17 protein-coding genes and 8 pseudogenes are annotated in these 20598 nt (G+C 65.4%); 10 read left to right on the forward strand and 15 right to left on the reverse strand.

Annotation, left to right across the window (positions count from 1 at the left end; all coding sequences use genetic code 11):
• Positions 1 to 23: 23 nt before the first annotated feature.
• The 10 genes and pseudogenes from flgC (at position 24) to flgL (ending at position 10459) form a co-directional block, all read left to right on the forward strand.
• Positions 24 to 430, forward strand: a pseudogene (gene flgC, locus ACUDAL_RS05710) (flagellar basal body rod protein FlgC).
• A 4-nt stretch (positions 431 to 434) separates the two neighbouring features.
• Positions 435 to 1127: a flagellar hook assembly protein FlgD gene (locus ACUDAL_RS05715; protein ID WP_444677439.1), complete on the forward strand. Its 693-nt coding sequence runs from the start codon at positions 435 to 437 to the stop codon at positions 1125 to 1127.
• An 81-nt stretch (positions 1128 to 1208) separates the two neighbouring features.
• Positions 1209 to 2494 (forward strand): annotated as a pseudogene (gene flgE, locus ACUDAL_RS05720) (flagellar hook protein FlgE).
• A gap of 32 nt (positions 2495 to 2526) precedes the next feature.
• A pseudogene (locus tag ACUDAL_RS05725) lies at positions 2527 to 3281 on the forward strand (flagellar basal body rod protein FlgF).
• A gap of 32 nt (positions 3282 to 3313) precedes the next feature.
• A pseudogene (gene flgG, locus ACUDAL_RS05730) lies at positions 3314 to 4094 on the forward strand (flagellar basal-body rod protein FlgG).
• Between the two features lie 67 nt (positions 4095 to 4161).
• Positions 4162 to 4845, forward strand: a complete 684-nt coding sequence (locus tag ACUDAL_RS05735) for a flagellar basal body L-ring protein FlgH (RefSeq protein WP_444677440.1) — start codon at positions 4162 to 4164, stop codon at positions 4843 to 4845.
• A gap of 23 nt (positions 4846 to 4868) precedes the next feature.
• The gene (locus tag ACUDAL_RS05740) at positions 4869 to 6008 is read left to right on the forward strand and encodes a flagellar basal body P-ring protein FlgI (RefSeq protein WP_444677441.1); all 1140 of its coding nucleotides are present in this window, start codon (positions 4869 to 4871) and stop codon (positions 6006 to 6008) included.
• Positions 6008 to 7129 carry a flagellar assembly peptidoglycan hydrolase FlgJ gene (flgJ, locus tag ACUDAL_RS05745; RefSeq protein ID WP_444677442.1) on the forward strand — a complete coding sequence of 374 codons (1122 nt, stop codon included), beginning with the start codon at positions 6008 to 6010 and terminating at the stop codon, positions 7127 to 7129. Before ACUDAL_RS05740 ends, flgJ begins: the two co-directional genes overlap by 1 nt.
• A gap of 85 nt (positions 7130 to 7214) precedes the next feature.
• Positions 7215 to 9129: pseudogene (gene flgK, locus ACUDAL_RS05750) on the forward strand (flagellar hook-associated protein FlgK).
• A 19-nt stretch (positions 9130 to 9148) separates the two neighbouring features.
• Complete coding sequence (gene flgL, locus ACUDAL_RS05755) at positions 9149 to 10459, forward strand: flagellar hook-associated protein FlgL (protein ID WP_444677443.1); 1311 nt, start codon at positions 9149 to 9151, stop codon at positions 10457 to 10459.
• A 119-nt stretch (positions 10460 to 10578) separates the two neighbouring features.
• On the opposite strand, the gene fliR is transcribed toward flgL, so the two are convergent.
• From fliR to ACUDAL_RS05830, 15 genes and pseudogenes are all read right to left on the reverse strand, one after another.
• On the reverse strand, positions 10579 to 11373 hold the full coding sequence (gene fliR / locus ACUDAL_RS05760; protein ID WP_444677444.1) for a flagellar biosynthetic protein FliR: 795 nt from the start codon (positions 11371 to 11373) through the stop codon (positions 10579 to 10581).
• Positions 11374 to 11380: 7 nt separating this feature from the next.
• A pseudogene (gene fliQ, locus ACUDAL_RS05765) lies at positions 11381 to 11649 on the reverse strand (flagellar biosynthesis protein FliQ).
• 39 nt (positions 11650 to 11688) lie between these two features.
• Positions 11689 to 12405: a flagellar type III secretion system pore protein FliP gene (gene fliP, locus ACUDAL_RS05770; RefSeq protein ID WP_444679320.1), complete on the reverse strand. Its 717-nt coding sequence runs from the start codon at positions 12403 to 12405 to the stop codon at positions 11689 to 11691.
• 201 nt (positions 12406 to 12606) lie between these two features.
• A pseudogene (gene fliO / locus ACUDAL_RS05775) lies at positions 12607 to 12894 on the reverse strand (flagellar biosynthetic protein FliO); the annotation flags it as partial.
• Positions 12891 to 13455, reverse strand: a pseudogene (fliN, locus tag ACUDAL_RS05780) (flagellar motor switch protein FliN). The pseudogenes fliN and fliO, both read right to left, overlap by 4 nt.
• A complete protein-coding gene (gene fliM / locus ACUDAL_RS05785) occupies positions 13448 to 14494 on the reverse strand; it encodes a flagellar motor switch protein FliM (RefSeq protein WP_444677445.1) in 1047 nt (348 codons plus the stop codon). The pseudogene fliN and the gene fliM overlap by 8 nt, the downstream one beginning before the upstream one ends.
• Before the next feature lie 79 nt (positions 14495 to 14573).
• On the reverse strand, positions 14574 to 14987 hold the full coding sequence (locus ACUDAL_RS05790) for a flagellar basal body-associated FliL family protein (RefSeq protein ID WP_444677446.1): 414 nt from the start codon (positions 14985 to 14987) through the stop codon (positions 14574 to 14576).
• A 151-nt stretch (positions 14988 to 15138) separates the two neighbouring features.
• Positions 15139 to 15642: a flagellar hook-length control protein FliK gene (locus tag ACUDAL_RS05795; protein ID WP_444677447.1), complete on the reverse strand. Its 504-nt coding sequence runs from the start codon at positions 15640 to 15642 to the stop codon at positions 15139 to 15141.
• 43 nt (positions 15643 to 15685) lie between these two features.
• Positions 15686 to 16312 carry a hypothetical protein gene (locus ACUDAL_RS05800; protein WP_444677448.1) on the reverse strand — a complete coding sequence of 209 codons (627 nt, stop codon included), beginning with the start codon at positions 16310 to 16312 and terminating at the stop codon, positions 15686 to 15688.
• Between the two features lie 141 nt (positions 16313 to 16453).
• On the reverse strand, positions 16454 to 16909 hold the full coding sequence (gene fliJ / locus ACUDAL_RS05805; protein WP_444677449.1) for a flagellar export protein FliJ: 456 nt from the start codon (positions 16907 to 16909) through the stop codon (positions 16454 to 16456).
• Positions 16906 to 18306, reverse strand: coding sequence for a flagellar protein export ATPase FliI (gene fliI, locus ACUDAL_RS05810; protein ID WP_444677450.1), 1401 nt, complete (start codon positions 18304 to 18306; stop codon positions 16906 to 16908). Before fliI ends, fliJ begins: the two co-directional genes overlap by 4 nt.
• A gap of 80 nt (positions 18307 to 18386) precedes the next feature.
• Positions 18387 to 19139 (reverse strand): flagellar assembly protein FliH, encoded by a 753-nt coding sequence (locus ACUDAL_RS05815; protein WP_444677451.1) that lies wholly within the window; start codon positions 19137 to 19139, stop codon positions 18387 to 18389.
• The gene (gene fliG, locus ACUDAL_RS05820) at positions 19132 to 20136 is read right to left on the reverse strand and encodes a flagellar motor switch protein FliG (protein ID WP_444677452.1); all 1005 of its coding nucleotides are present in this window, start codon (positions 20134 to 20136) and stop codon (positions 19132 to 19134) included. Before fliG ends, ACUDAL_RS05815 begins: the two co-directional genes overlap by 8 nt.
• Entirely contained in the window at positions 20133 to 20336 is a 204-nt protein-coding gene (locus ACUDAL_RS05825) for a hypothetical protein (RefSeq protein WP_444677453.1), read from the reverse strand. The genes fliG and ACUDAL_RS05825 overlap by 4 nt, the downstream gene beginning before the upstream one ends.
• The gene (locus ACUDAL_RS05830) at positions 20278 to 20598 is read right to left on the reverse strand and encodes a hypothetical protein (RefSeq protein ID WP_444677454.1); all 321 of its coding nucleotides are present in this window, start codon (positions 20596 to 20598) and stop codon (positions 20278 to 20280) included. Before ACUDAL_RS05830 ends, ACUDAL_RS05825 begins: the two co-directional genes overlap by 59 nt.

The raw sequence follows: 20598 nt of genomic DNA on the forward strand, positions 1-20598 counted from the left end.
CGGGACACTCAGGAGCTTTCCCAATGTCCATGTTTTCTGTTTTCGATATCGCCGGCTCGGCCATGAGTGCCCAGTCCCAGCGCATGAACGTCACCGCCAGCAACCTGGCCAACGCCGACAGCGTGGCAGGCCCGGACGGCGAAGCCTATCGCGCCAAGCAGGTGCTGTTCGAGGCGCGCCTGCAGGGGCGCCATGGCATCGGTGGGGTGGGCGTGCGCCAAGTGGTGGAAGACCCTCGCCCCTGCGCCTGGAGTACCGCCCTGAACATCCGCTGGCCAACGACGAAGGCTACGTGGCCATGCCCAATGTCGAACCGGTGCATGAAATGGTCAACATGATCTCGGCGTCGCGCTCCTACCAGGCCAACGTCGAGGTGATGAACACCAGCAAGCAGATGATGCTCAAGACGCTCACCTTGGGCGAGGGTTGACGCCATGCCCACCGCTATCGATGCCAACGTCATCTCGCGCATGAACGCCGGCGGCCCCTCGCCGCGTGACGCCAGCCAGTCCGCCGAGCTGCGCGACAACTTCATGACCCTGCTGATCACGCAGATGAAGCACCAGGACCCGCTCAATCCCATGGAAAACCATGAGATGACCTCCCAGCTGGCGCAGATCAACACCGTCAGCGGGATCGAGCAGCTCAACCGCACGCTGCAGGATATCACTGCCCAGATGCACGCCGGCCAGGCGCTGCAGGCAACCGGCCTGATCGGCAAGGGCGTGCTGGTGCCGGGTGATCGCGTTCTGCTCGAGCACGGCGAGGATGGTGCGCTGCACACCACGCCGTTCGGGATCGAGCTGGGGCAGTCGGCCGACAACGTGCGCGTGGTGATCACCAACGCCAGCGGCCAGGTCATCAATCGCTACGATATCGGCCCGGTCAAGGCCGGCGTGGAGTCCTTCGTGTGGGACGGCCGCACCAGTGAAGGCGAAGCTGCGGTGGCCGGCAGCTACCGCGTGCGTGTGGAGGCCACCAGCGGCGAGCGCACCCTGGCCGGTTCCACACTCAACTATGCCCTGGTGGGCGGCGTGACCCCGCCGGACAAGAATGGCGGCGTGAAGCTGGACCTGGGCGCGATCTACGGCCAGGTCGGGCTCGACCAGGTGAAGCAGATTCTTTGAACGGTGGCGCCGACAAGGCGCCGACACAGCATAAGAGAACCGCGCATAGCGGCAAATTAGCCGGCAGGCAGAGGAACGAACATGAGTTTTTCGCAAGCATTGAGCGGCCTGAATTCCCAGGCTCAGAAACTGGGCGCGATCGGCAACAACATCGCCAACTCCCAGACGGTCGGCTTCAAGGGCTCCAGCGTCCAGTTTTCCGACGTTTTCGCCAACTCCAAGGTGGGGCTGGGTACGCGGGTAGCCTCCGTGCTGCAGAACTTCAGTGAAGGGAACATCGAATCCACCAACCGCAACCTGGATCTGGCCGTTGCCGGCAGCGGTTTCTTCCGCTTCATGGATAACAGCGGTGAGGTGGTCTATTCCCGTAACGGTCAGCTCACCATGAAGGCCAACGGCGACCTGGTAAACTCCCAGGGCTTCCAGATCATGGGCTACGGCCTGAACGCTGCCGGTCAGGTGCAGGTGGGCGGTCAGCCGGTGCCGTTGAATGTCTCTGCCGAAGAGCTGGCAGCCAGCGCGACCACCCGGGTCGGGACGACGATCAACTTGGATGCGCGCAAGTTGCCGGGCTCTGAAGATATGAGCTCTGTCGAAGCCCGTGATGCGAATGGTGGCCCGCTAACCATTGACTATCACTATTCAAACAACTTCACCGTTTACGACTCACTGGGTAACCCTCGCAATATAACCGTCTACTACGAGAAGACTGATGCCAATCAGTGGACGGCTAAGATGACGCTTGATGGAAAGGCTCTTGTCGAAAGGGATGCTGATGGCGATCCCGTAATAGTTGATGACAAGCAAGTTCCGCAGGGATTTACGCTTCGGTTTAATCCCAACGGCCAGCTGATAGAACCTGCTAACAATGTCTTTGAAAATATTACCTTCGTTGCGGCGGATTATCTTGGCGGGGGGCGAATAATCTTGAGTTCAACCTCGACCTTGCGGGTACCACTCAGTTTGGTAACACCTCCACGGTCAGCCAGCTGACCCAAAACGGCTATACCTCCGGCACCTTGGTCGGCATCGTCATCACTGATGATGGCACCATCATGCGCAACTACTCCAACGAGCAGTCGCGCCCCGCCGGCCAGATTGCCCTGGCCAGCTTCCGTAACCCCGAAGGCCTGGCCCCGGCTGGCGACAACGTCTGGCGTGCGTCTGCCGAATCCGGCCAGGAGCTGGTTGGCGCGCCGGGCACCGGCCTGCTGGGCGGTATCGTCTCCGGCGCGGTGGAAACCTCCAACGTGGACATGGCCCGTGAGCTGGTCGACATGATCGTGGCGCAGCGGGCCTACCAGGCCAACTCGCAGACCATCAAGACCCAGGACGAACTCCTGCAAACCGCCATCAACCTGCGCTAAGCGCTACTGACTAGCGTCAGGGGAGTCGAGTCATGGACCGCATTCTCTATACCGCCATGAGCGGCGCCAAGCAGACGATGGACCAGCAGGCGGTGGTAAGCCACAACCTGGCCAACGTCTCCACCAGCGGCTTTCGCGCCCAACTGCATGCCATGCGCGCCGTGCCGGTACAGGGCGACGGCGCGCTGGCGACTCGCGTCTCCGTGGCGGCTACCACGCCGGGCAGCGACTTCAGCCCGGGGCCCATCAATCGTACCGGCCGTGAGCTGGACGTCGCCCTGATGGGCGACGCCTGGCTTGCCATTCAGGCCGCCGACGGCAGCGAAGCCTACACCCGACGCGGCGATCTCGAAGTCGGACCCGATGGCCTGGTCACGGTGCTGGGTCGGCCGGTGATTGGTGAGGGTGGCCCGCTCATAGTGCCGCTGGGGTCGAGCGTTACCATCGGTGCCGACGGCACGCTCAGCGCCATCGGGGAGGGGAAGGCCCCGAGGCGCTGGTCGACGTGGGAAGGCTCAAGCTGGTCACGCCGCCCCAGGCCCTGCAGCGCGGTGACGACGGCCTGTTCCGCATGCCCTTGAACGACGAGGGCGAAGCTCAGGCGCTGGCGGCCGATGACGACGCCGGCGTGGTGAGCGGCGCCCTGGAAGGCAGCAACGTCAGCGCGGTCGAGGCCATGGTCGCCATGATCGACGTGGCCAGGCGCTACGAAATGCAGATGAAAGTGATCAGCACGGCTGACGAGAACGCCCAGCGGGCCAACAACTTGCTCTCTCTACAGGGCTGACGAGGCTGACGCCCGTAAGCTGAGGAACCACCATGATCAAATCGCTTTGGACCGCCAAGACGGGGCTCGAATCCCAGCAGGTGAAGCTGGACGTCATCTCCAACAACCTGGCCAACGTCAGCACCAACGGCTTCAAGCGCTCGCGGGCGGTATTCGAAGACCTGCTGTACCAGAACCTGCGCCAACCCGGTGCGCAGAACGATGTGCAGAATCGCCTGCCTTCCGGCCTGCAGGTGGGTACCGGCGTGCGCCCGGTGGCCACCGAGCGCCTGCACACCCAGGGCGGTCTGGAACATACCCAGAATTCCCGAGACCTGGCCATCAACGGCAACGGCTTCTTTCAGGTGCTGATGCCCGACGGCTCCACGGCGTATACCCGCGACGGCAGCTTCCAGCTCAATGAGAACGGCCAAATGGTGACCGCCAATGGCTATCCCCTGGAGCCGGCCATCATCATTCCCGACAACGCCCTGTCGATCTCCATCGGCGAGGACGGCACTGTGTCGGTCACCCAGCCCGGCGTGACCCAGGCGCTGGAAGTAGGGCAGATCTCTCTCCACCTTCGTCAACTCGACCGGGCTCGAGAGCATCGGTGGCAACCTCTATCTGGAAACCACGGCGTCCGGACCGCGCAACGAGACCATGCCAGGCATGAACGGTGCCGGGCGACTGTTCCAGGGGTATGTCGAGACCTCCAACGTCAACGTGGTGGAGGAGATGGTCAGCATGATCCAGACCCAGCGCGCCTACGAGATCAACAGCCGGGCGGTGCAGACCAGCGACGAAATGCTGGCGCGTTTGAGCCAGCTCTGATGAGACGCCTTTCCGCCCGTTCGGGGCGGAGCAAGGCCGAAAGCGAGTGAGAATGAAAGGTACGAGCATGACGACGCGTTTGGCCATGGTGCTACTTGCCGTTCTGGCGCTGGTATTGGGTGGCTGCGCCCAGGTGCCGCGCGCTTCCGTGGTCGGCGAGCAGGAGCAGATCACCATCGCCGAGCCGCCGCCGCGGCTGGCCAACGGCTCCATCTACCAGGCCCATCGTGGCGTACAGCCGCTGTTCGAAGATCGTCGCCCGCGCATGGTGGGCGATATCCTGACTATCGTGCTCGACGAGCAGGTCAGCGCCAGCAAGAACGCACAGTCGAACATGAACCGCAGCGGTTCGGCGGGGCTCGATATTTCAGCGCTGCCCGATGTGCTCGATCGCCTGGCCGAACGGGGCATCGACCTGTCCGGCAATCTCTCCGGCAACAGCGACTTTGCCGGCGGCGGAGGCTCCCAGGCCAGTAACAGCTTCACCGGTACCATCACCGTGTCGGTGCTCGAGGTGATGTACAACGGCAACCTGCGGGTGCGCGGCGAAAAACAGATCGCCATCAATCAGGGCGTAGAGTTCATCCGCTTTTCCGGCGTGGTCAACCCGCGCACCATCACCGGCCAGAACACCGTTCCTTCCACGGCAGTGGCAGACGCCCGGATCGAATACGTAGGCAACGGCTATATCAGCGAGGCGCAACACATGGGCTGGTTGCAGCGTTTCTTCCTCAACGTTTCGCCTTTCTGATGCGACGAGTTAGCGAGGCGGTCATGACGACTCATTCCTTATCCAGCGCCAAGCGTTTTCACGCTACGGCGGCAAGATGGCTCACGCTTGCCTTGCTCTGCCTGGTCGCGCTGCCGGCGCAGGCCGAACGCATCCGGGAAATCGCCACCTTCGCCGGCGTGCGCGACAACGTGCTGGTCGGCTATGGCCTGGTGGTGGGCCTCGATGGCACCGGCGACCAGACCATGCAGGCGCCCTTTACCGGGCAGAGCCTCACCAACATGCTGTCGCAGCTCGGCATCACCGTCCCGCCAGGCACCAACATGCAGCTGCGTAACGTGGCGGCGGTGATGGTCACGGCCGACCTGCCGCCGTTCTCGCGGCCTGGCCAGCGCCTGGACATCAACGTTTCCTCCATCGGCAATGCCCGCAGCCTGCGCGGCGGCACGCTGCTGATGACCCCCTTGAAAGGGGCGGATGGCGAAACCTATGCCATTGCCCAGGGCAACCTGCTGGTAGGCGGTGCCGGGGCGGCGGCGGGCGGCGCCCAGGTGCAGGTGAACCAGCTGGCAGGGGGACGCATTCCCGGTGGCGCCATGGTCGAGCGCGAGGTCCAGCTGGATCTCGGCCTGCACGGAGGGCTGTTGGAGCTAGAACTCAAGCAGGCCGACTTCGGGACCGCGCAGCGCGTGGTCAGTGCGATCAACGCCGAGTTCGGGCGTCCGGTGGCAGCGGCCCGCGATGGCCGCGTGATTGCGCTGGATGGCCCCACGAATGCCAACTCTCGGGTCAACTTCATGGCCCAGGTGGAGAACATTCGCGTCACGCCGACCGAGGCGCCGGCGAAGGTGGTGTTCAACGCCCGCACCGGCTCGGTGGTCATGAACAGCGCGGTCACCCTGCGGCGTGCCGCGGTGGCTCATGGCAACCTCTCGATCATCATCGATACGCGTTTCCTGGTCAGCCAGCCGTCGCCCTTCGGCGAGGGCACCACCGTGGTGGTGCCGGAAACAGGTATCACCCTGCAGGAGCAGGATGCCTACCTGCAGATCGTCGAAGGCGCCAACCTGGTGGACGTCGTCAATGCCCTCAACGCGCTTGGCGCCACGCCCAGCGATCTGATGGCGATCCTTGAAGCACTGAAGGCGGCCGGGTCGCTGCGCGCCGACCTGGAGATCATCTGATGGCCATTCAGAATATGAGCAGCCAACTGGCCATGGACGTGCAGGGGCTCGAGCGGCTCAAGCATACCGCCAGGCAGGATGAGGCGGCCGGCCTGCGCGGAGCCGCGCAGCAGTTCGAAGCGCTATTCCTGCAGATGATGCTCAAGAGCATGCGCGACACCATCCCCTCCGGCGGGCTGCTCGACAGCCAGCAGGGCGACTTCTACCAGTCCATGCTCGACCAGCAGTGGGCGCAGACCATGGCCGGGCGCGGCATCGGCCTGGCCGACCACCTCGTCGCGCAGCTGGAGAAACAGCTCGGTGTTGCGCCGGCGCGATCGGCCGTCGCCGATGCTGAGCTTTCCGAACTCATCGCAGGCATTCCCCGCGGCACGCCTCGCGTGTTGAGGGATGCACTGCAGCCCGAGCCCGACGGCGACAAGCCGATGACCGAAGACGGCGTCGCCAGCCAACAAGGCGCCGCCGAGCCCGTGGCGCTGCCGGCGAGCTTCCTCGATGAGCTGGAAGCCGTACGAGGCGGCTTCATGGCGGCGCTGGACGCCAAGCTGCCGGCGGCGGCAAGCCCACCGCCCAGCAGCGAGAATCGCCCGACGCCTCCGGTGCGGGAAACTCGCGCCGGTGTGCCTGCGGGCGAGCACGTGCAGCGCTTTATGGAGCGACTTTCGGCGCCCGCCCAGGCCGCCAGCCGGCGCACGGGCGTGCCGGCCGAGCTGATCCTGGCCCAGGCAGCGCTGGAAACCGGCTGGGGGCGCCACGAGATTCCCACCGCGGACGGCAGCAACAGCTACAACCTGTTCGGCATCAAGGCGGGCAGCAGCTGGCAGGGGCGTACCACCGATGTCACGACCCATGAATACATCAACGGGCGGCGCACGCGGATGGTCGATACCTTCCGCGTCTACGGCTCCTTCGAGGAGGCCTTCACCGACTACGCCCGGCTGATCGGCAACAACCCGCGCTATGCCGCGGTGACCACCGCCGGGGATGCCGCGCAGGCCGCCAGGGCGCTGCAGGCGGGAGGCTACGCCACCGACCCGGCCTATGCGGACAAATTGATCGCCGTGATGAATAGCATGGGGCCGATGCGGGCACGCGACTCGCTAGTGTTCTTCAGCTACTGAACTCTCCGAGGCAGTTTCTCCAAGGCAGCTAAAGCTTTCGAATTTCAGGCCGATATAGCGGGCATAGGCGAAAGGAAACGACATCATGAGCACCATTTTCTCCGTCGGCCTGAGCGGCCTGAATGCCGCCCAGAACGCGCTGAATACCACCAGCAACAACATCAGCAACGTCTATACGCCCGGCTACAATCGCGAGCTGACGCTTCTCGGCCAGAGTCGTGCCGATGCCGGGGTGCAGGTCAATGCGGTGCAGCGCCAGTTCAACCAGTTCGTGGCCTCGCAGCTCAACGCCGCCACCAGCGCGTCCAGCGCCCTGCGGGCCTACGAGAACCAGATCAGTCAGATCGACAACCTGCTGGCCGACCGGAGCGCCGGCCTGTCGCCGCTGATGCAGAACTTCTTCTCGTCGCTGCAGGACCTTGCCGGTGCGCCGTCCGATCCGGCCGCGCGCCAGGGCCTGCTCGGCACTGCCGATACCCTGACGGCACAGTTTCGCGCCTTCGACGGCTACCTGCAGGACATGCAGGTGGGCATCAACGGCCAGATCCGCGATGAGGTCGTCCAGGTCAACAACCTCACCGAACAGCTCGCGACCCTCAACCGCGAGATCGCGCTGGCGCGCGCGCGCAGCGGCGAGGCGCCCAACAGCCTGCTTAACCAGCGTGACCAGCTGGTCGCCGAGCTGAGCCAGCGCATGGATATTCGCCTGGATATCCAGGACGGCAAGAGCTACAACATCAGCCTGCCCAATGGACAGCCGCTGGTGTCGGGAACCAACGCCTACAAGCTCGAGGCCATCGAGGCGCCGCATGATCCCCAGCGAGTCGTCTTGGGCTATCGCGATTCCGGCGGCAATATCGTGGCGCTGTCGGAAAGTACCATCAAGGGCGGCACCCTTGGCGGCCTGATGACCTTCCGTACCGAGACGCTGGACAAGACCCAGAACCAGATCGGTCAGCTCGCCGTATCGCTGGCGGTCGGCTTCAACGAGCAGCACCGCCTGGGCCAGGACCTGGATGGCAACCAGGGCGGCGATTTCTTCAAGATCGGTCAACCGCAAGCCTACTCCTACCCGCGCAATACCAATGACGCGGAGATCGTGGCGGCAAGCTTCGATTCGGCCAATATCGATCAGCTGCGCGCCACCGACTACACCATCCGTTTCCAGGATGGCCAGCCGCAGATCACGCGCAAGGATAGCAACCAGGCGCTGCCGGCAAGTGAGGTCAAGTGGGATGAGGATGCGTTCACCTTGAGCTTTGGCGGCATGACGCTGAGCTTCGACAAGTTGCCCGCAGACGGCAATCGCTACGAGGTGCAGCCGCTGCGCCGGGTGGCGGCCAATTTCGAAACCCAGGTTCGTGACCTGGACAAGATTGCAGCGGCTTCCCTCGTCGAGACTAGCGGAACGCTGGCCATCACGAATGTACGAACCGACACTTCGCCGCGTGAAGATATTCCCCAGGGGAATCAGGCTGGAAGTTAAGTCAGACGGCACCTTTACCTTGTCAGACGGCCTGCCAGATGGCATGAGCCTGATGCGAGACGGTACTGCCCTGACCGCTGCCGATGAGCTGAAAGAAGGCGATAGGCTGACCATAGGTGGCGTCAGCTTTACCCTGGGCAAGCTGCCGCAGGCTGGACAGTCAGCCTCACTTGCGATCTCGCTTGGCGATACCGGGACGGGTAACAACCGCAACGCCTTGGCACTGCAGAACCTGCAGAGCCAGGCCCTGGTGGGTGGCCGTGCCTCGTTCAGCCAGGCCTATGGTGGCATGGTCAGCGATGTCGGTAACCGTGCCAATATCGTCAAGGTCAACCTCGATGCCCGCCAGGGGCTGACCGACCAGCTCAAGGCCGTACAGCAGTCCGAGTCTGGCGTGAACCTGGACGAGGAAGCGGCCAACCTGATTCGCTATCAGCAGTTCTACATGGCCAACGCCCGGGTGATCGATACCGCCTCCTCGGTATTCGACACCATCCTCGGCCTGCGCAACTGATTTCTGGGAGAGTTAGACGATGCGTATCAGCACCGTAACCATGTTCGACCAGAGCGTGGCCGCCATGAACCGCCAGCAGGGCGATTTCCTCAAGGTCGGCCAGCAGATCGCCAGCGGCCGGCGCGTGGTGAACCCCTCCGATGACCCCCAGGCGGCGTCGCGTGCGGTGGGCGTCTCCCAGGCCAAGGCGGTCACCCAGCAGTTCAGCGACGCGCGTATCTCCGCCCGCAACTCCCTAGCCCAGGCCGAAAGCGTGCTCAACAGTGTGGCCGACGGCATCACCAGCGCCAAGACGCTGCTGGTACAGGCGGCGAGCGATACCCTGAGCGACGTGGATCGCCAGTCGGTGGCCTCCGAGCTGCGCGGCATCTACGAGACGCTGATCGGCCAGGCCAACGCCACCGACGGCAACGGTCGCTACCTGTTCGGCGGCTTCCAGGACAACTCCCCGCCCTTTGCTCGCACCTCGGGCACCGGTGTCTCGGGTGTCGACTACATCGGCGATGCCAACACCCGCGAACAGCGGATCGACGCCTCGCGGCTGATGCCGGTGGCCGACAACGGCAAGGTCATCTTCCAAAGCGTGCCGTCCGGCGCAGGCTACGTGGCGCGGGCGGAGCGTTCCGTGTTGGCTGACCCAGCTCCAGCCGCTGGTAGCCTCGGTGTGCAAGACGGCTTCTTCGCCAATGCGGGCTCTGTCTCCTTTACCGGTGGCCCGAACCGCGTCGACCCCAATGCCGAGCATTTCGGCAAGCCGTTTACCGTGACTTTCGTGGAAGTCGAAGAGGATGGCGAGATCACCATGCGGGTCCGGGTGGCCAACCCCGACGATCCAACGAGCCAGATCTATGACGAACCCTATGTTTCAGGCAAGACCGTCAGCTTCGGTGGCGTGAGCATCACCCTGGAAGGGACGCCCGCCGATGGCGACCAGCTCCAGCTGCGCCCGGCCAACGACAGCAATGCCAACCAGGACCTGTTCAAGTCCTTGAAGGACGCCATCGACTTGCTGGAACTCGATCAGGAGGGCACGGCCGAGAATCGCGCCCACTTTCGCAACACTATCAACACGGTGATGCGCGAGCTCGACAACAGCCTCGATAACGTCCTGACCGTGCGTGCCTCCATGGGCGCACGCCTCAACGAACTCGACGTGGTCGATGCCGTTTCCAGCAATCGCATGATGAACTACGAACAGACGCTCTCCGACCTGGTCGATCTCGACTACAGCAAGGCCATCGCCGAATACAGCCTGCGCCAGGTTGGGCTGCAGGCGGCGCAGAAGGCCTTCGTCGACGTGAAGGGTCTGTCGCTGTTCAACTTCATGTAAGTCGTGATCGCACGTAAAACCGTCGTTTTATTTGAGTCTGTCTTGGTCCCTGCAGGCCGTGCAAAGCAGTCGAGGCACGGTCTTTTACCGCTCCGGTTCGCCGGAGCGGTTTTTTTAATTTAAGGGGGCAGCGGTGCCAAGGCATCGATCAGCGAATACATGAACTGGATGCCGTTGCTGAACAGGCGCTGCAGGAAGCGCGACATGTCGGTCATCAGCACCATCAGCAGCACCAGGCCGACGGTGAGCGACGTCGGGAAACCGATGTTGAAAACCGTGAGCTGCGGCGCCGAGCGGTTGAGAATACCCATGGCCAGGTTGATGATCAGCAGCGAACCCACCAGCGGCAGCGCCAGCGACATGCCGGCCACGAAGATGGTGCCGCCGTAGCGCACCAGCATCTCGAAGGCGGTGGGATTGAAGGCGCCGATGCCCACCGGCAGGCTGAAGAAGCTGCTGGCGAGCGCCTCGAGTACCATCAGGTGGCCGCCCAGGGCCACGAACATCAGCAGGGTGATCATGAAGAACACCCGCGACAGAATCATGGTGTTGGTGCCGCTTCCCGGGTCGAAGAAGGTGGCGAAGGCCAGACCCATCTGCAGGCCGATGAATTCCCCTGCGGCCTGTACCACCGCGAAAACCACGTGCATGACCAGGCCGATGGCGATGCCGATCAGCATCTGCTCCACCATCAGCCCCAGGCTCGCCCAGGACATGATCGGCACCTCGGGCATGGCGGGCAGCACGGGGACCAGCACCAGCGTCATAAGGAAGGCCAGGCCGATCTTGACCTGATTCGGCACGCTGGAGTGTCCCCACAGCGGCGAGGCGACAAAGAAGGAGGTGATGCGCACGAAGGGCCACAGCAACACGACCAGCCAGCCTTGCAGTTGGGCGAAGGTCACCTCGACCATGGCCGGCTCACATCAACATGCTGGGAATGCTGGTGAAGAGATTGCGCGTGAAGTCGACGATCAGCTTCAACAGCCAGGGCCGGCCAGCACCAGCACTGTGAAGACCCCCAGGATCTTGGGAATGAAGGAGAGCGTCATCTCGTTGATCTGAGTGGCGGCCTGGAACAGGCTGACGGTGAGGCCCGTCAGCAGGGCCGTGATCAGCAGCGGGCCGGCCAGGAACAGGGTGACGCGCATGCCCTGGTAGGCGATGCCCATGACCATTTCCGGTGTCATCGTGACTCCTTGCCGGCGCAACGGGGCGACGGCCAAACGTTAAATGAAGAAGCTTTCCGCCAGCGAGCCGATGACCAGCTGCCAGCCGTCGACCAGCACGAACAGCATCAGCTTGAAGGGCAGGGAGATGGTGGCCGGGGGCACCATCATCATGCCGAGCGACATCAGCGTGCTGGCCACCACCAGGTCGATGATCAGGAACGGAATGAAGATGGTGAAGCCGATCTGGAACGCGGTCTTCAGCTCGCTGGTAACGAATGCCGGGACCAGGATGCGCAGCGGCACGTCTTCCGGTCCCTGCATGGGGCCCACGTCGCCCAGCCTGGCGAACAGCGCCAGGTCGGGCTCGCGGGTCTGGGCCAGCATGAACTCGCGGAACGGCCCCTGGGCGATCTGCAGAAACTCCTCGAAGCCGATCTCCTCCGCGGACAGCGGCACCCAGGCCGTTTCGTAGACCATGGCGAACACCGGCGACATGACGAAGAAGGTGAGAAACAGCGCCAGCCCCAGCATCACCTGGTTGGGCGGCGTGGACTGGGTGCCGATGGCCGTGCGCAGCAGGCTGAGCACGATGATGATGCGGGTGAAGCCGGTCATCATCAGCAGCGCCGCCGGCAGGAACGCCATGGCGCTGAGCAGCAGCAGGGTCTGCAGCTGGATCGACCACTGCTGGCCGCCGTTGTCCAGCGGCTGGCTGACAATACCGGGGATCTGCTGGGCGAAGGCCTCCAGCGGCAGCAGGGCAAGGCCTAGCATTGCCAATAGGACAGGCAGCGCCAGCGGTGCCGGACAAGTGAGCTGCGAATCATGGCGTGCCCCGGTCGGGGCCGCCGAGACCGGCATTGTGCTTGAGCGCACGGGCGAAGCGGGCGGCGAAGCGCTCGCCTTCCCCGTGGCGCCGGGTGCGGTGGCTTCCGGTTGCGCCGGGGCCGGCAGTTCATGCAGCTTGCTGACCTGGCCGCCGCCCACGCCGAGTACCAGCCAGGTGTTAGCGATCTCCACCACCACCACGCGCTCGCGGCTGCCGATGGCCGTGCTGGCGACGACCTGCAGCTGGCCACCGGCGGCGCGACGCTGCGGCCCCCAGCGCCGGAGCAGCGCGCTGCAGGCGAAGATGATTGCCAGCACCAGGGCCAGCGCGGCCGCCGTCTTGCCCAGCGTGGCCAGGCCCACCAGGGCGTCGCTGCCCACCGCCAGGCTTTCGAGCCCGCTGGCGCTGGCGCCGGGGGAGGTCGTCTCGCTCATCGGTTGAGTTTCTGCACCCGCTCGGAGGGGTGATGATCTCGGTGATGCGAATGCCGTATTTGTCCTCGACCACCACCACCTCACCCTGGGCAATCAGGTAGCCGTTGATCAGGATATCCATCGGCTCGCCGGCCAGGCCGTCGAGTTCGATCACCGAGCCCTGGGTCAGCTCGAGCAGCTGCTTGATGGTGAGCCGGGTGCGGCCGAGCTCCACGGTCAGCTTGACCGGGATGTCCATGATCATGTCGAGATCACGCGGTGCGGCGCTGCCCGCGCCCTTGTCGAGGGGCGGAAGATGCGCTCGCCGGCCGACTGGGCGGCAGGAGCGGGCGCGCTGGGGCGCAGCGCCTCCTGCGATGCGGCTTCCATGGCCTCCTGCTCGGCCAGCGCTTCGGCCCAAGGATCGTCGTCGCCCGTGGCACCCGTGGCGGCCTGCTGTTCGGCCATGGCCTCGGCCCAGGGATCGTCCTCGGCAGGCGGCTCGCTGTTGCCCTGTTCCGACATGGCGGCGGCCCAGTCGTCGTCGGAAACGTTCTGATCGGGTTTCTTGGGATCAGTCATGCTTGGAATCCTTGGCTTGAGGTGCAGCGCCCTTGATGAAGGCATCCTGGGGAGCCGGGGTCTGGGCCCCGTGGTCGATGATGCGGATGACGCGCAGGGCGCGTAGGTCATGCTGGCTGCCGTAGTCGCACTCCATCACCGGCACGCCGTCGACGCTGGCGACCACGGTGTCGGGAAGCTCCAGCGGCAGCACGTCGCCGACCTTCAGCGCCATCACATGGGCAATGCGGCTGGGGATGTCGGCGAACTTGGCGATCAGCTCCACCTCGGAATGACGCAGTTCCCCGGCCATTCGCTTCGACCAGGCGCCGTCCTGCTCCTGGCGTCCTTCGTTGAGCGGGTTGGCCAGCAGGTCGCGCAGCGGCTCGATCATCGAGTAGGGAATGCAGATCTGGAAGCTGCTGGAAAGATTCCCGACCTCGATGTTGAAGTTTGTGTTCACCACGATCTCGTTGGGCGAGTTGGTGATGTTGGCGAACTTCGACTGCATCTCCGAACGCAGGTAGTGCATCTCCAGCGGGTAGACCGACTTCCACGACTCCTCGTAGGCGTCGATCGCCAGGTTCAGCAGACGCTGGATGATGCGCTGTTCGGTGTTGGTGAACTCGCGCCCTTCCGACTTGGTCAGGAAGCGGCCGTCGCCGCCGAACAGGTTATCCACCACCATGAACACCAGGTTGGGCGGAAACACGATCAGCGCCGAGCCGCGCAGCGGCTTCATGGCGATGATGTTGATGTTGGTCGGCACCGGCACGTTGCGCGAGAAGTCGCTGTAGCTCTGGTAGCGCACCGAGTCGACGGTGATGTCCGCGCTGCGCCGCAGCAGGTTGAACAGCCCGGTGCGGAAATGGCGCGCAAAGCGCTCGTTGATGATATCCAGCGCCTGCAGGCGTTCGCGTACCACGCGGTGCTGCGTCGCCGGGTCGTAGGGACGGATGCGGACCTCGTCGTCGCTGCGCGCAGCGGGTTCGTCGTCGCCGCTGACGCCCTTGAGCAGGGCGTCGATCTCATCCTGTGACAGCAGATCGTCTTGAGACATGTGGCCAGAGCGCCCGGTTATTGCACGATGAACTCAGTGAACAGCACGTCCCGGATATCCAGGGGCGGCTGGGGCTGAGTCAGGGGATCGGAGATGACGGCAGTGATTTCCTCGCCCAGGCGGCGCTTGCCGTCGGGGAAGTGAGCTCCGCGGCCTGCTTGCCGGAAAGCAGCATCAGCAGCCGGCTGCGAACCTGGGGCATGTGTTCCTGCAGGATGTCCTGCGTCTCCTTGTCGCCGACCTTCAGCGACAGGCCCAGGTAGAGCAGCCGCGAACCGAAGTTGTCGTCGGCCAGGTTGACCGTGAACGGGTCGATCTTGACGAAGATGGGCGCCTGGCGCTGCAGCTGCTGCCCCTGCAGGTTGCCCTGTGCCGAGCCGTCGCGATCATTCATGACCAGGTAGATGGCTGCGCCCGCCGCTGCGGTTGAGAGCAGCACCAGGATGATCATCAGCCACAAGAGCTTGGAGGAGCCGCCGGTCGATTTCGCCATTGCCTTGCCTTCGTGAAGTTGGGTCCCGCCATGGGAGCGTCAGTATCGCAATTCGCACGTCTCCCGAAGGGGGAACAGGCCGCGCGAAAGGGCCTATCTTGGCTGTTTGTCCCAGGCGTAGAGAGTGTGTGTCAGGCGTAGAGGGTGAGCATCAGGCGTAGAGGTTCACCCGACCGTCCAGCGAAATACCGACCGGTGCGCCCTCGGTGACCGCCTGCTCACTCCCGTTGGCGCCATCTTCAACGGCATCGCCTACCGTGGCACCCGGCCTGCCGGCTTGATGCTCGGCAAAGGCCTGCCCCTGCGGCTGGCGCTGCTCGCCAACGGAAGACTCGGCCAGGGTGATACCCTGTTCGGCAAGCGCCTCGCGCAGCTGCGGAATGGCTTGTTCCAGCACCTGGCGAACCTGGGCATGCGCCGAGAGGAACTGGGCCTGGGCACCCTGTTCGGTCATCTTGAGCGTGACCGAGAGCGGCCCGAGCTCGGCCGGGTTCAGCTGCATTTCTACCCGCTGCTCGCCGCCCATGCGCGCGAACTGCACCAGCTGCTGGTTCAGCTGGCCCGGCCAGGCCGGGCTTTGGATCGGTGCCGGCAGGCTGGCCTGGGCGGGTGCCGCCGAGGTCGGCCCCGGCGCCTGGGCACCCAGGCCCGGCACCAGCGGCTCGGCGCCCGCCAGGGGCGGCCTGCCTCTTGTGCGGCTAAGGGCGTGGGTAGCTCCTGGCCGGCGGGGCGGCAGCCGGGGTGAAGGCTTCTGCTGTACGGTTGGCGGCGCCGCCGCGGGAAGCGGCGGCGGCAGAAGCCGCCAAGCTGGCGCGCCCGGCGCTGTCAGCCGCCGGGGCGGCTGGCGCTTGCACCTGGCCGGCAAGGCTTGCCGGCGGCTGGGGCTGGCCGCCCAGAGTCGTATGAAGCGGCGTGGCACTGCCATGCGGGTGCGCTTCGCCGACGGCCGGCGTGGCCGCCAGCCTGGCGGCCACGGCAGGCTCGGCTGCTGTGGCTGGCGCCGTTGGGGTAAGCGGCACCGCGGCCGCCATCCCGGGCTGCGCCATCGCTGTCGCCAGGGTGGTTTCCGGCGTTGCGCTGTGCGCCGCCTGGACGGCGTCCGGCGGCGTCCATTCGTGTGTGCCTTCGATCAAGGCGAGGCGCGCCATGATGCCCTCTAGCTCGGCATCGGGCACGGCCACCGGCGCGTCCAGTCCAGCTGCGAGCTGGTTCGAGCCGGCAGTGAGCGCTGGTAGCCAGGGCGCCGTGGGCACCATTTGCTGCGCCAGAGCGGGAGGCAGGCCCTCGCCCGGGGCGAAGCCGGCAGCCAGGGGCGCATCGGCCATAGCCGGGCGTTGCCCGGCGTGGGCCATGGCCTGGGCGAAGGGCGCCTGGGGGCGCCACGCTCCGCCATCGGCCCGCTTCGGTTCGGCGTCGGCAGGTGGCTCAACAACAGCTCGATGTTCATGAAGGTCTCCTGAGCCGGTTCACGGCGTCTGCCCGCTGCGCTGGCGCAGCAGGCGCCCGGCGGCCATCTCGTCGCTGATGCGCTGTTCGCGTCGCCCTTCCTGGCGCAGCAGCTCGGCGCTGCGGCGCGTCGACAGGGTATCGAAGGCAGACAGGCGCTTCTGTTCTTCCTGCCACTGCTGGCGGCTTTGCTGCACGCGCTGCTGCTGAGCGTTCAGGGCCTCGCGCGCGCGTGCCAGCGCCGCGTCCAGCGAGGCGAGGAACTGGTGGTAGTTGTGCATGCTGGCCGGGTCGATGCCGTCGCGCATGGCGTGCTGCAGCCGCTCGGCGTATTCCAGGCGATAGCGGTTGAGCGATTCCAGCTGCGCCGCCACCTGGCTCTCGCTCTGGCGGGCGCCGGCAAGGGCCTGGCCGGCCTGGTCGCGGGCGTCGCGGGCGAGTTCACACAGCATGGCGAGTTGTGACGTTGCACTCATGGCCTGACTCCTAGGGTCTGGATGAGAACCTGTCGTGACGCCTCCACCGAGGCGCTTTCCTGTATGCCCTGCTGCAGGAACTGCTCCAGCAGCGGGTAGCGCTGCACGGCCTCGTCGAGCAGCGGGTCGTGCCCCGGGCTGTAGGCGCCGACGCTGATCAGGTCGCGGTTGCGCTGATAGCGTGAAAAGAGTCGCTTGAACATCTGGCTCATGCTCAGCTGCGCGTCGTCGATGATGTGGGTCATCACGCGGCTGATCGAGGCCTCGATGTCGATGGCGGGGTAGTGGCCCGCCTCCGCCAGGCTGCGCGACAGCACGATATGGCCGTCGAGGATGGCGCGGGCCGAGTCGGCAATCGGGTCCTGCTGATCGTCGCCTTCGGTGAGTACGGTATAGAAGGCGGTGATCGAGCCGCGGCCGCGCTCGGCGTTGCCGGCCCGTTCGACCAGGCTAGGCAGCTTGGCGAACACCGAAGGTGGATAGCCCTTGGTGGCCGGCGGCTCGCCGATGGCCAGGGCGATTTCGCGCTGGGCCATGGCGTAGCGGGTCAGCGAATCCATGATCAGCAGTACGTTCTTGCCGTCGTCGCGAAAGCCTTCCGCCAGCCGCGTGGCATAGGCAGCGCCCTGCAGCCGCTGCAGCGGCGAGGTGTCGGCGGGGGCCGCCACTACCACGGCGCGCCGCCGCCCCTCGGGGCCAAGGATGTTGTCGATGAAGTCCTGCACCTCGCGGCCGCGCTCGCCGATCAGGCCCACCACGATCACGTCGGCCAGGGTGTAGCGCGCCATCATGCCCAGCAGCACCGACTTGCCCACGCCGGAGCCGGCGAACAGCCCCATGCGCTGGCCGCGGCCGACGCTGAGCAGGGCGTTGATGGCACGGATGCCGACGTCGATCTGCTCGTTGATGGGGGCGCGCGAAAGCGGGTTGAGCGGCGGGGTGGCAAGCGGTGCGCGCGGCGCGGTATCGAGCGGACCGAGCCCGTCGAGCGGCTCGCCGTTGCCGTCCACCACGCGCCCCAGCAGCGAATCGCCGAGCGGGAAGCGGCGCGCGGCGTGATCGGGACCGTCGCCCAGCGGGTAAACCCGGGCGCCCGGCATCAAGCCAGAGATTTCGGTGAGCGGCATCAGGAACAGGCGTTCGCCGGAGAAGCCCACCACCTCGGCCTCGGCAAAGCGCGGCGGCTCGTGGGCGCCGGCGGTCGGCAGCTCGATGCGGCAGGCATTGCCCAGCGCCACCCGCAGCCCCACCGCCTCGATCACCATGCCGGTGGCACGCAGTACGCGCCCGCTGGCGCGATAGCCGGGCACGCTCGCCACGCGCCCACGCACGCGCCGCAGCGTCTGCTGCCAGCGAGCCTGGTGCGGGTTGGCGGCCTGGGCTACCGTCTCGGTCATGAAGCCTGTTTCCTTCTTGAGCCTGCGTTTTTCAGAAGCCAGCTTTTTTAGAAGCCAGCGTTTTTTCTAAGGTCGTTTTTTTAGCCATCGTCCTGGGAAGCGCTGGCGCGGCGACGGCGTACCTGCGCCGTTACCGCCTCCCAGCGGCTCTCCCAGGTGGCGTCGAGCTCGCCGCTGGCGCTGGTCACGCGGCAGCCGCCACGGCTGATCTGGTCGTCGGGCTGCAGTTTCCAGCCGGCCGCTTGCAGCTCGTGACCCAGGTGTTCCTCCACCAGCTTGAGGTCGAGCGGATGCAGCCACAGGCGCTGCTGGCCGGTCAGCGGCGGCTCGGTGTGCAGCAGGGCGCGAATCAGCACCAGCACCTGGCGCGGGCGCGCCTTCAGCGCCTCCCCGGCCAGCTGCTGGCCGGTGGCCAAGGCCAGCTCCACCAAGTCGTTGCCCAGCGCTTCGTCCAGCGAGGCCAGCGCCTCGGAAAAGGCGCCGGCCAGCGGTGCCAGCGGTGCCAGCTCCGTGGCGATGCGCTGCTGCAGCTCCCGCTGCGCCTGCTGGCGTCCTTCCGCCAGCCCCTCGACATGGCCCGCCTGCTTGCCTTCGGCAAAGCCCGCCTGGTAGCCCTCTTCGCGGGCCTCGCGCAGCACCTGTTCGCGCAGCGCTTTCAGCTCGGCCTGGCGGCGGAAGGCTTCCTTGCGGCGAAGCTCCTCGGCCCGGTCGCGGGGCGCTGTCGCGGCACCCGGCAGCTCCTGGCGCAGCTCGGCCATGCTCCAGCGCTGCCAGGCGTCCTGGCGACCGGTGGGGGAAGGGCCGTGCTCAGACCAAGGGCCGTTCTCAGACATAGGTGTCGTCTCCACCGCTCAGCACAATCTCGCCGGAGTCGGCGAGGCGGCGTACCACCTGGAGCACGGCCTTTTGCTCGGCTTCCACCTGGGAAACGCGGATTGGCCCGCGGGCCTCCATGTCCTCGCGCATGAGGTCGGCGGCGCGCCGCGACATGTTGCGCAGGAATTTCTCCATGAGCGCCTCCGGCGCGCCCTTGAGCGCCACCACCAGCGAGTTGGTGTCGATCTCCTTGAGCACCATCTGGATGCTGCGGTCGTCCAGGTCCATGAGGTTCTCGAACAGGAACATCTCGTCGATGATCTTCTGGGCCAGGTCCTCGCTGTGGGCGCGCACCGTCTCGATGGCGGTTTCTTCCAGCGAGGAGTTCATCAGGTTGAGGATCTCGGCGGCGGTTCTCACGCCGCCCATCTTGCTGCGCTTGAGGTTCTGGCCATCGAGCATGCCCGAGAGCACCTCGGTCAGCTCCTGCAGGGCGGCGGGCTGCACGCCGCTGAAGGTGGCGATGCGCAGCACCACGTCGTTGCGCAGCTTGTCGTCGAACAGCTCGAGGATGTCGGCGGCCTGGTGGCGCTCCAGGTGCACAAGGATGGTGGCGATGATCTGCGGATGCTCGTCGCGGATCAGGTCAGCCACCATCGAGGCTTCCATCAGGTTCAGCGAATCGATGCCGCTGCTGCTGCTCTGGCTCTCGAGGATGTCCTCGATCAGGCTGGTGGCGCGCTCGCTGCCCAGCGCCTTGGTCAGCACCGAGCGGATGTGGTCGCTGGAGTTGAGGTTCAGCGCGATGAACTCCTCGGTCTCGCGGTGGAACTCCTGCAGCACCTGGCGCATCTCCTCGTGGGAGACCTGGTCCAGCTCGGCCATCTCCATGCTGAGCTGCTGGATCTCCTTGGGCGGCAGATACTTGAACACCTCTGCCGCGCTGTCCTCGTCGAGCGCCAGCATCAGGATGGCGCTGCGGCGCGTGCCGTTCATGGCGTTGGCAGTACTCATGGTTTGTTCATCCAGCTGCGGACGATCATGGCGATCATGCGCGGATCTTCCTGGGCCATCTCGCGCAGTTCGGCAAGATGATCTTCATAGGCAGACGACTTGCGCTGCCGCTTCGGCTTGGGATAGGTGCGGCTGGCGTCGTCATCGGCCAGGGTCGGCTCGCCGCTGCGGCCTTCCTCGCTGTCGTCGCCGATCTGCACGCGCAGGGCGGGGCTCTGCAGCGTAGCCGGCAGCGGCGCCTCGAGTGTGGCGCTTGATCAACGGACGCAGCACCAGCAGGTAGCCGAGCAGCACGCCCAGCGCGATCAAGAAGTAACGCACCACGGTGGTCGCCAGTTCGTGCATTTCCGGCTCTTGCCACCACTCCAGCACTTCGACCTCTTCGATGGTGCGGCTGAAGGGGCTGTTGACCACGGCGATCTCGTCGCCGCGCGCAACCGAGAAGCCGATGGCCTGGCGCAC

The sequence above is a fragment of the Halomonas sp. E19 genome (assembly GCF_052439355.1).
Lineage (GTDB): Bacteria > Pseudomonadota > Gammaproteobacteria > Pseudomonadales > Halomonadaceae > Halomonas.

What these genes read in the sequence shown, in the direction of transcription:
- ACUDAL_RS05790 (WP_444677446.1), bottom strand. Translation starts at nt 14,987, where the DNA reads ATGGCGAAATCGACCGGCGGCTCCTCCAAGCTCTTGTGGCTGATGATC.
- ACUDAL_RS05740 (WP_444677441.1), top strand. Translation starts at nt 4,869, where the DNA reads ATGACGACTCATTCCTTATCCAGCGCCAAGCGTTTTCACGCTACGGCG.
- flgJ (WP_444677442.1), top strand. Translation starts at nt 6,008, where the DNA reads ATGGCCATTCAGAATATGAGCAGCCAACTGGCCATGGACGTGCAGGGG.
- ACUDAL_RS05735 (WP_444677440.1), top strand. Translation starts at nt 4,162, where the DNA reads ATGACGACGCGTTTGGCCATGGTGCTACTTGCCGTTCTGGCGCTGGTA.
- ACUDAL_RS05815 (WP_444677451.1), bottom strand. Translation starts at nt 19,139, where the DNA reads ATGTCTGAGAACGGCCCTTGGTCTGAGCACGGCCCTTCCCCCACCGGT.
- flgL (WP_444677443.1), top strand. Translation starts at nt 9,149, where the DNA reads ATGCGTATCAGCACCGTAACCATGTTCGACCAGAGCGTGGCCGCCATG.
- fliJ (WP_444677449.1), bottom strand. Translation starts at nt 16,909, where the DNA reads ATGAGTGCAACGTCACAACTCGCCATGCTGTGTGAACTCGCCCGCGAC.
- fliG (WP_444677452.1), bottom strand. Translation starts at nt 20,136, where the DNA reads ATGAGTACTGCCAACGCCATGAACGGCACGCGCCGCAGCGCCATCCTG.
- ACUDAL_RS05715 (WP_444677439.1), top strand. Translation starts at nt 435, where the DNA reads ATGCCCACCGCTATCGATGCCAACGTCATCTCGCGCATGAACGCCGGC.
- ACUDAL_RS05800 (WP_444677448.1), bottom strand. Translation starts at nt 16,312, where the DNA reads ATGGCCGATGCGCCCCTGGCTGCCGGCTTCGCCCCGGGCGAGGGCCTG.
- fliR (WP_444677444.1), bottom strand. Translation starts at nt 11,373, where the DNA reads ATGGTCGAGGTGACCTTCGCCCAACTGCAAGGCTGGCTGGTCGTGTTG.
- fliM (WP_444677445.1), bottom strand. Translation starts at nt 14,494, where the DNA reads ATGTCTCAAGACGATCTGCTGTCACAGGATGAGATCGACGCCCTGCTC.
- fliP (WP_444679320.1), bottom strand. Translation starts at nt 12,405, where the DNA reads ATGCTAGGCCTTGCCCTGCTGCCGCTGGAGGCCTTCGCCCAGCAGATC.
- fliI (WP_444677450.1), bottom strand. Translation starts at nt 18,306, where the DNA reads ATGACCGAGACGGTAGCCCAGGCCGCCAACCCGCACCAGGCTCGCTGG.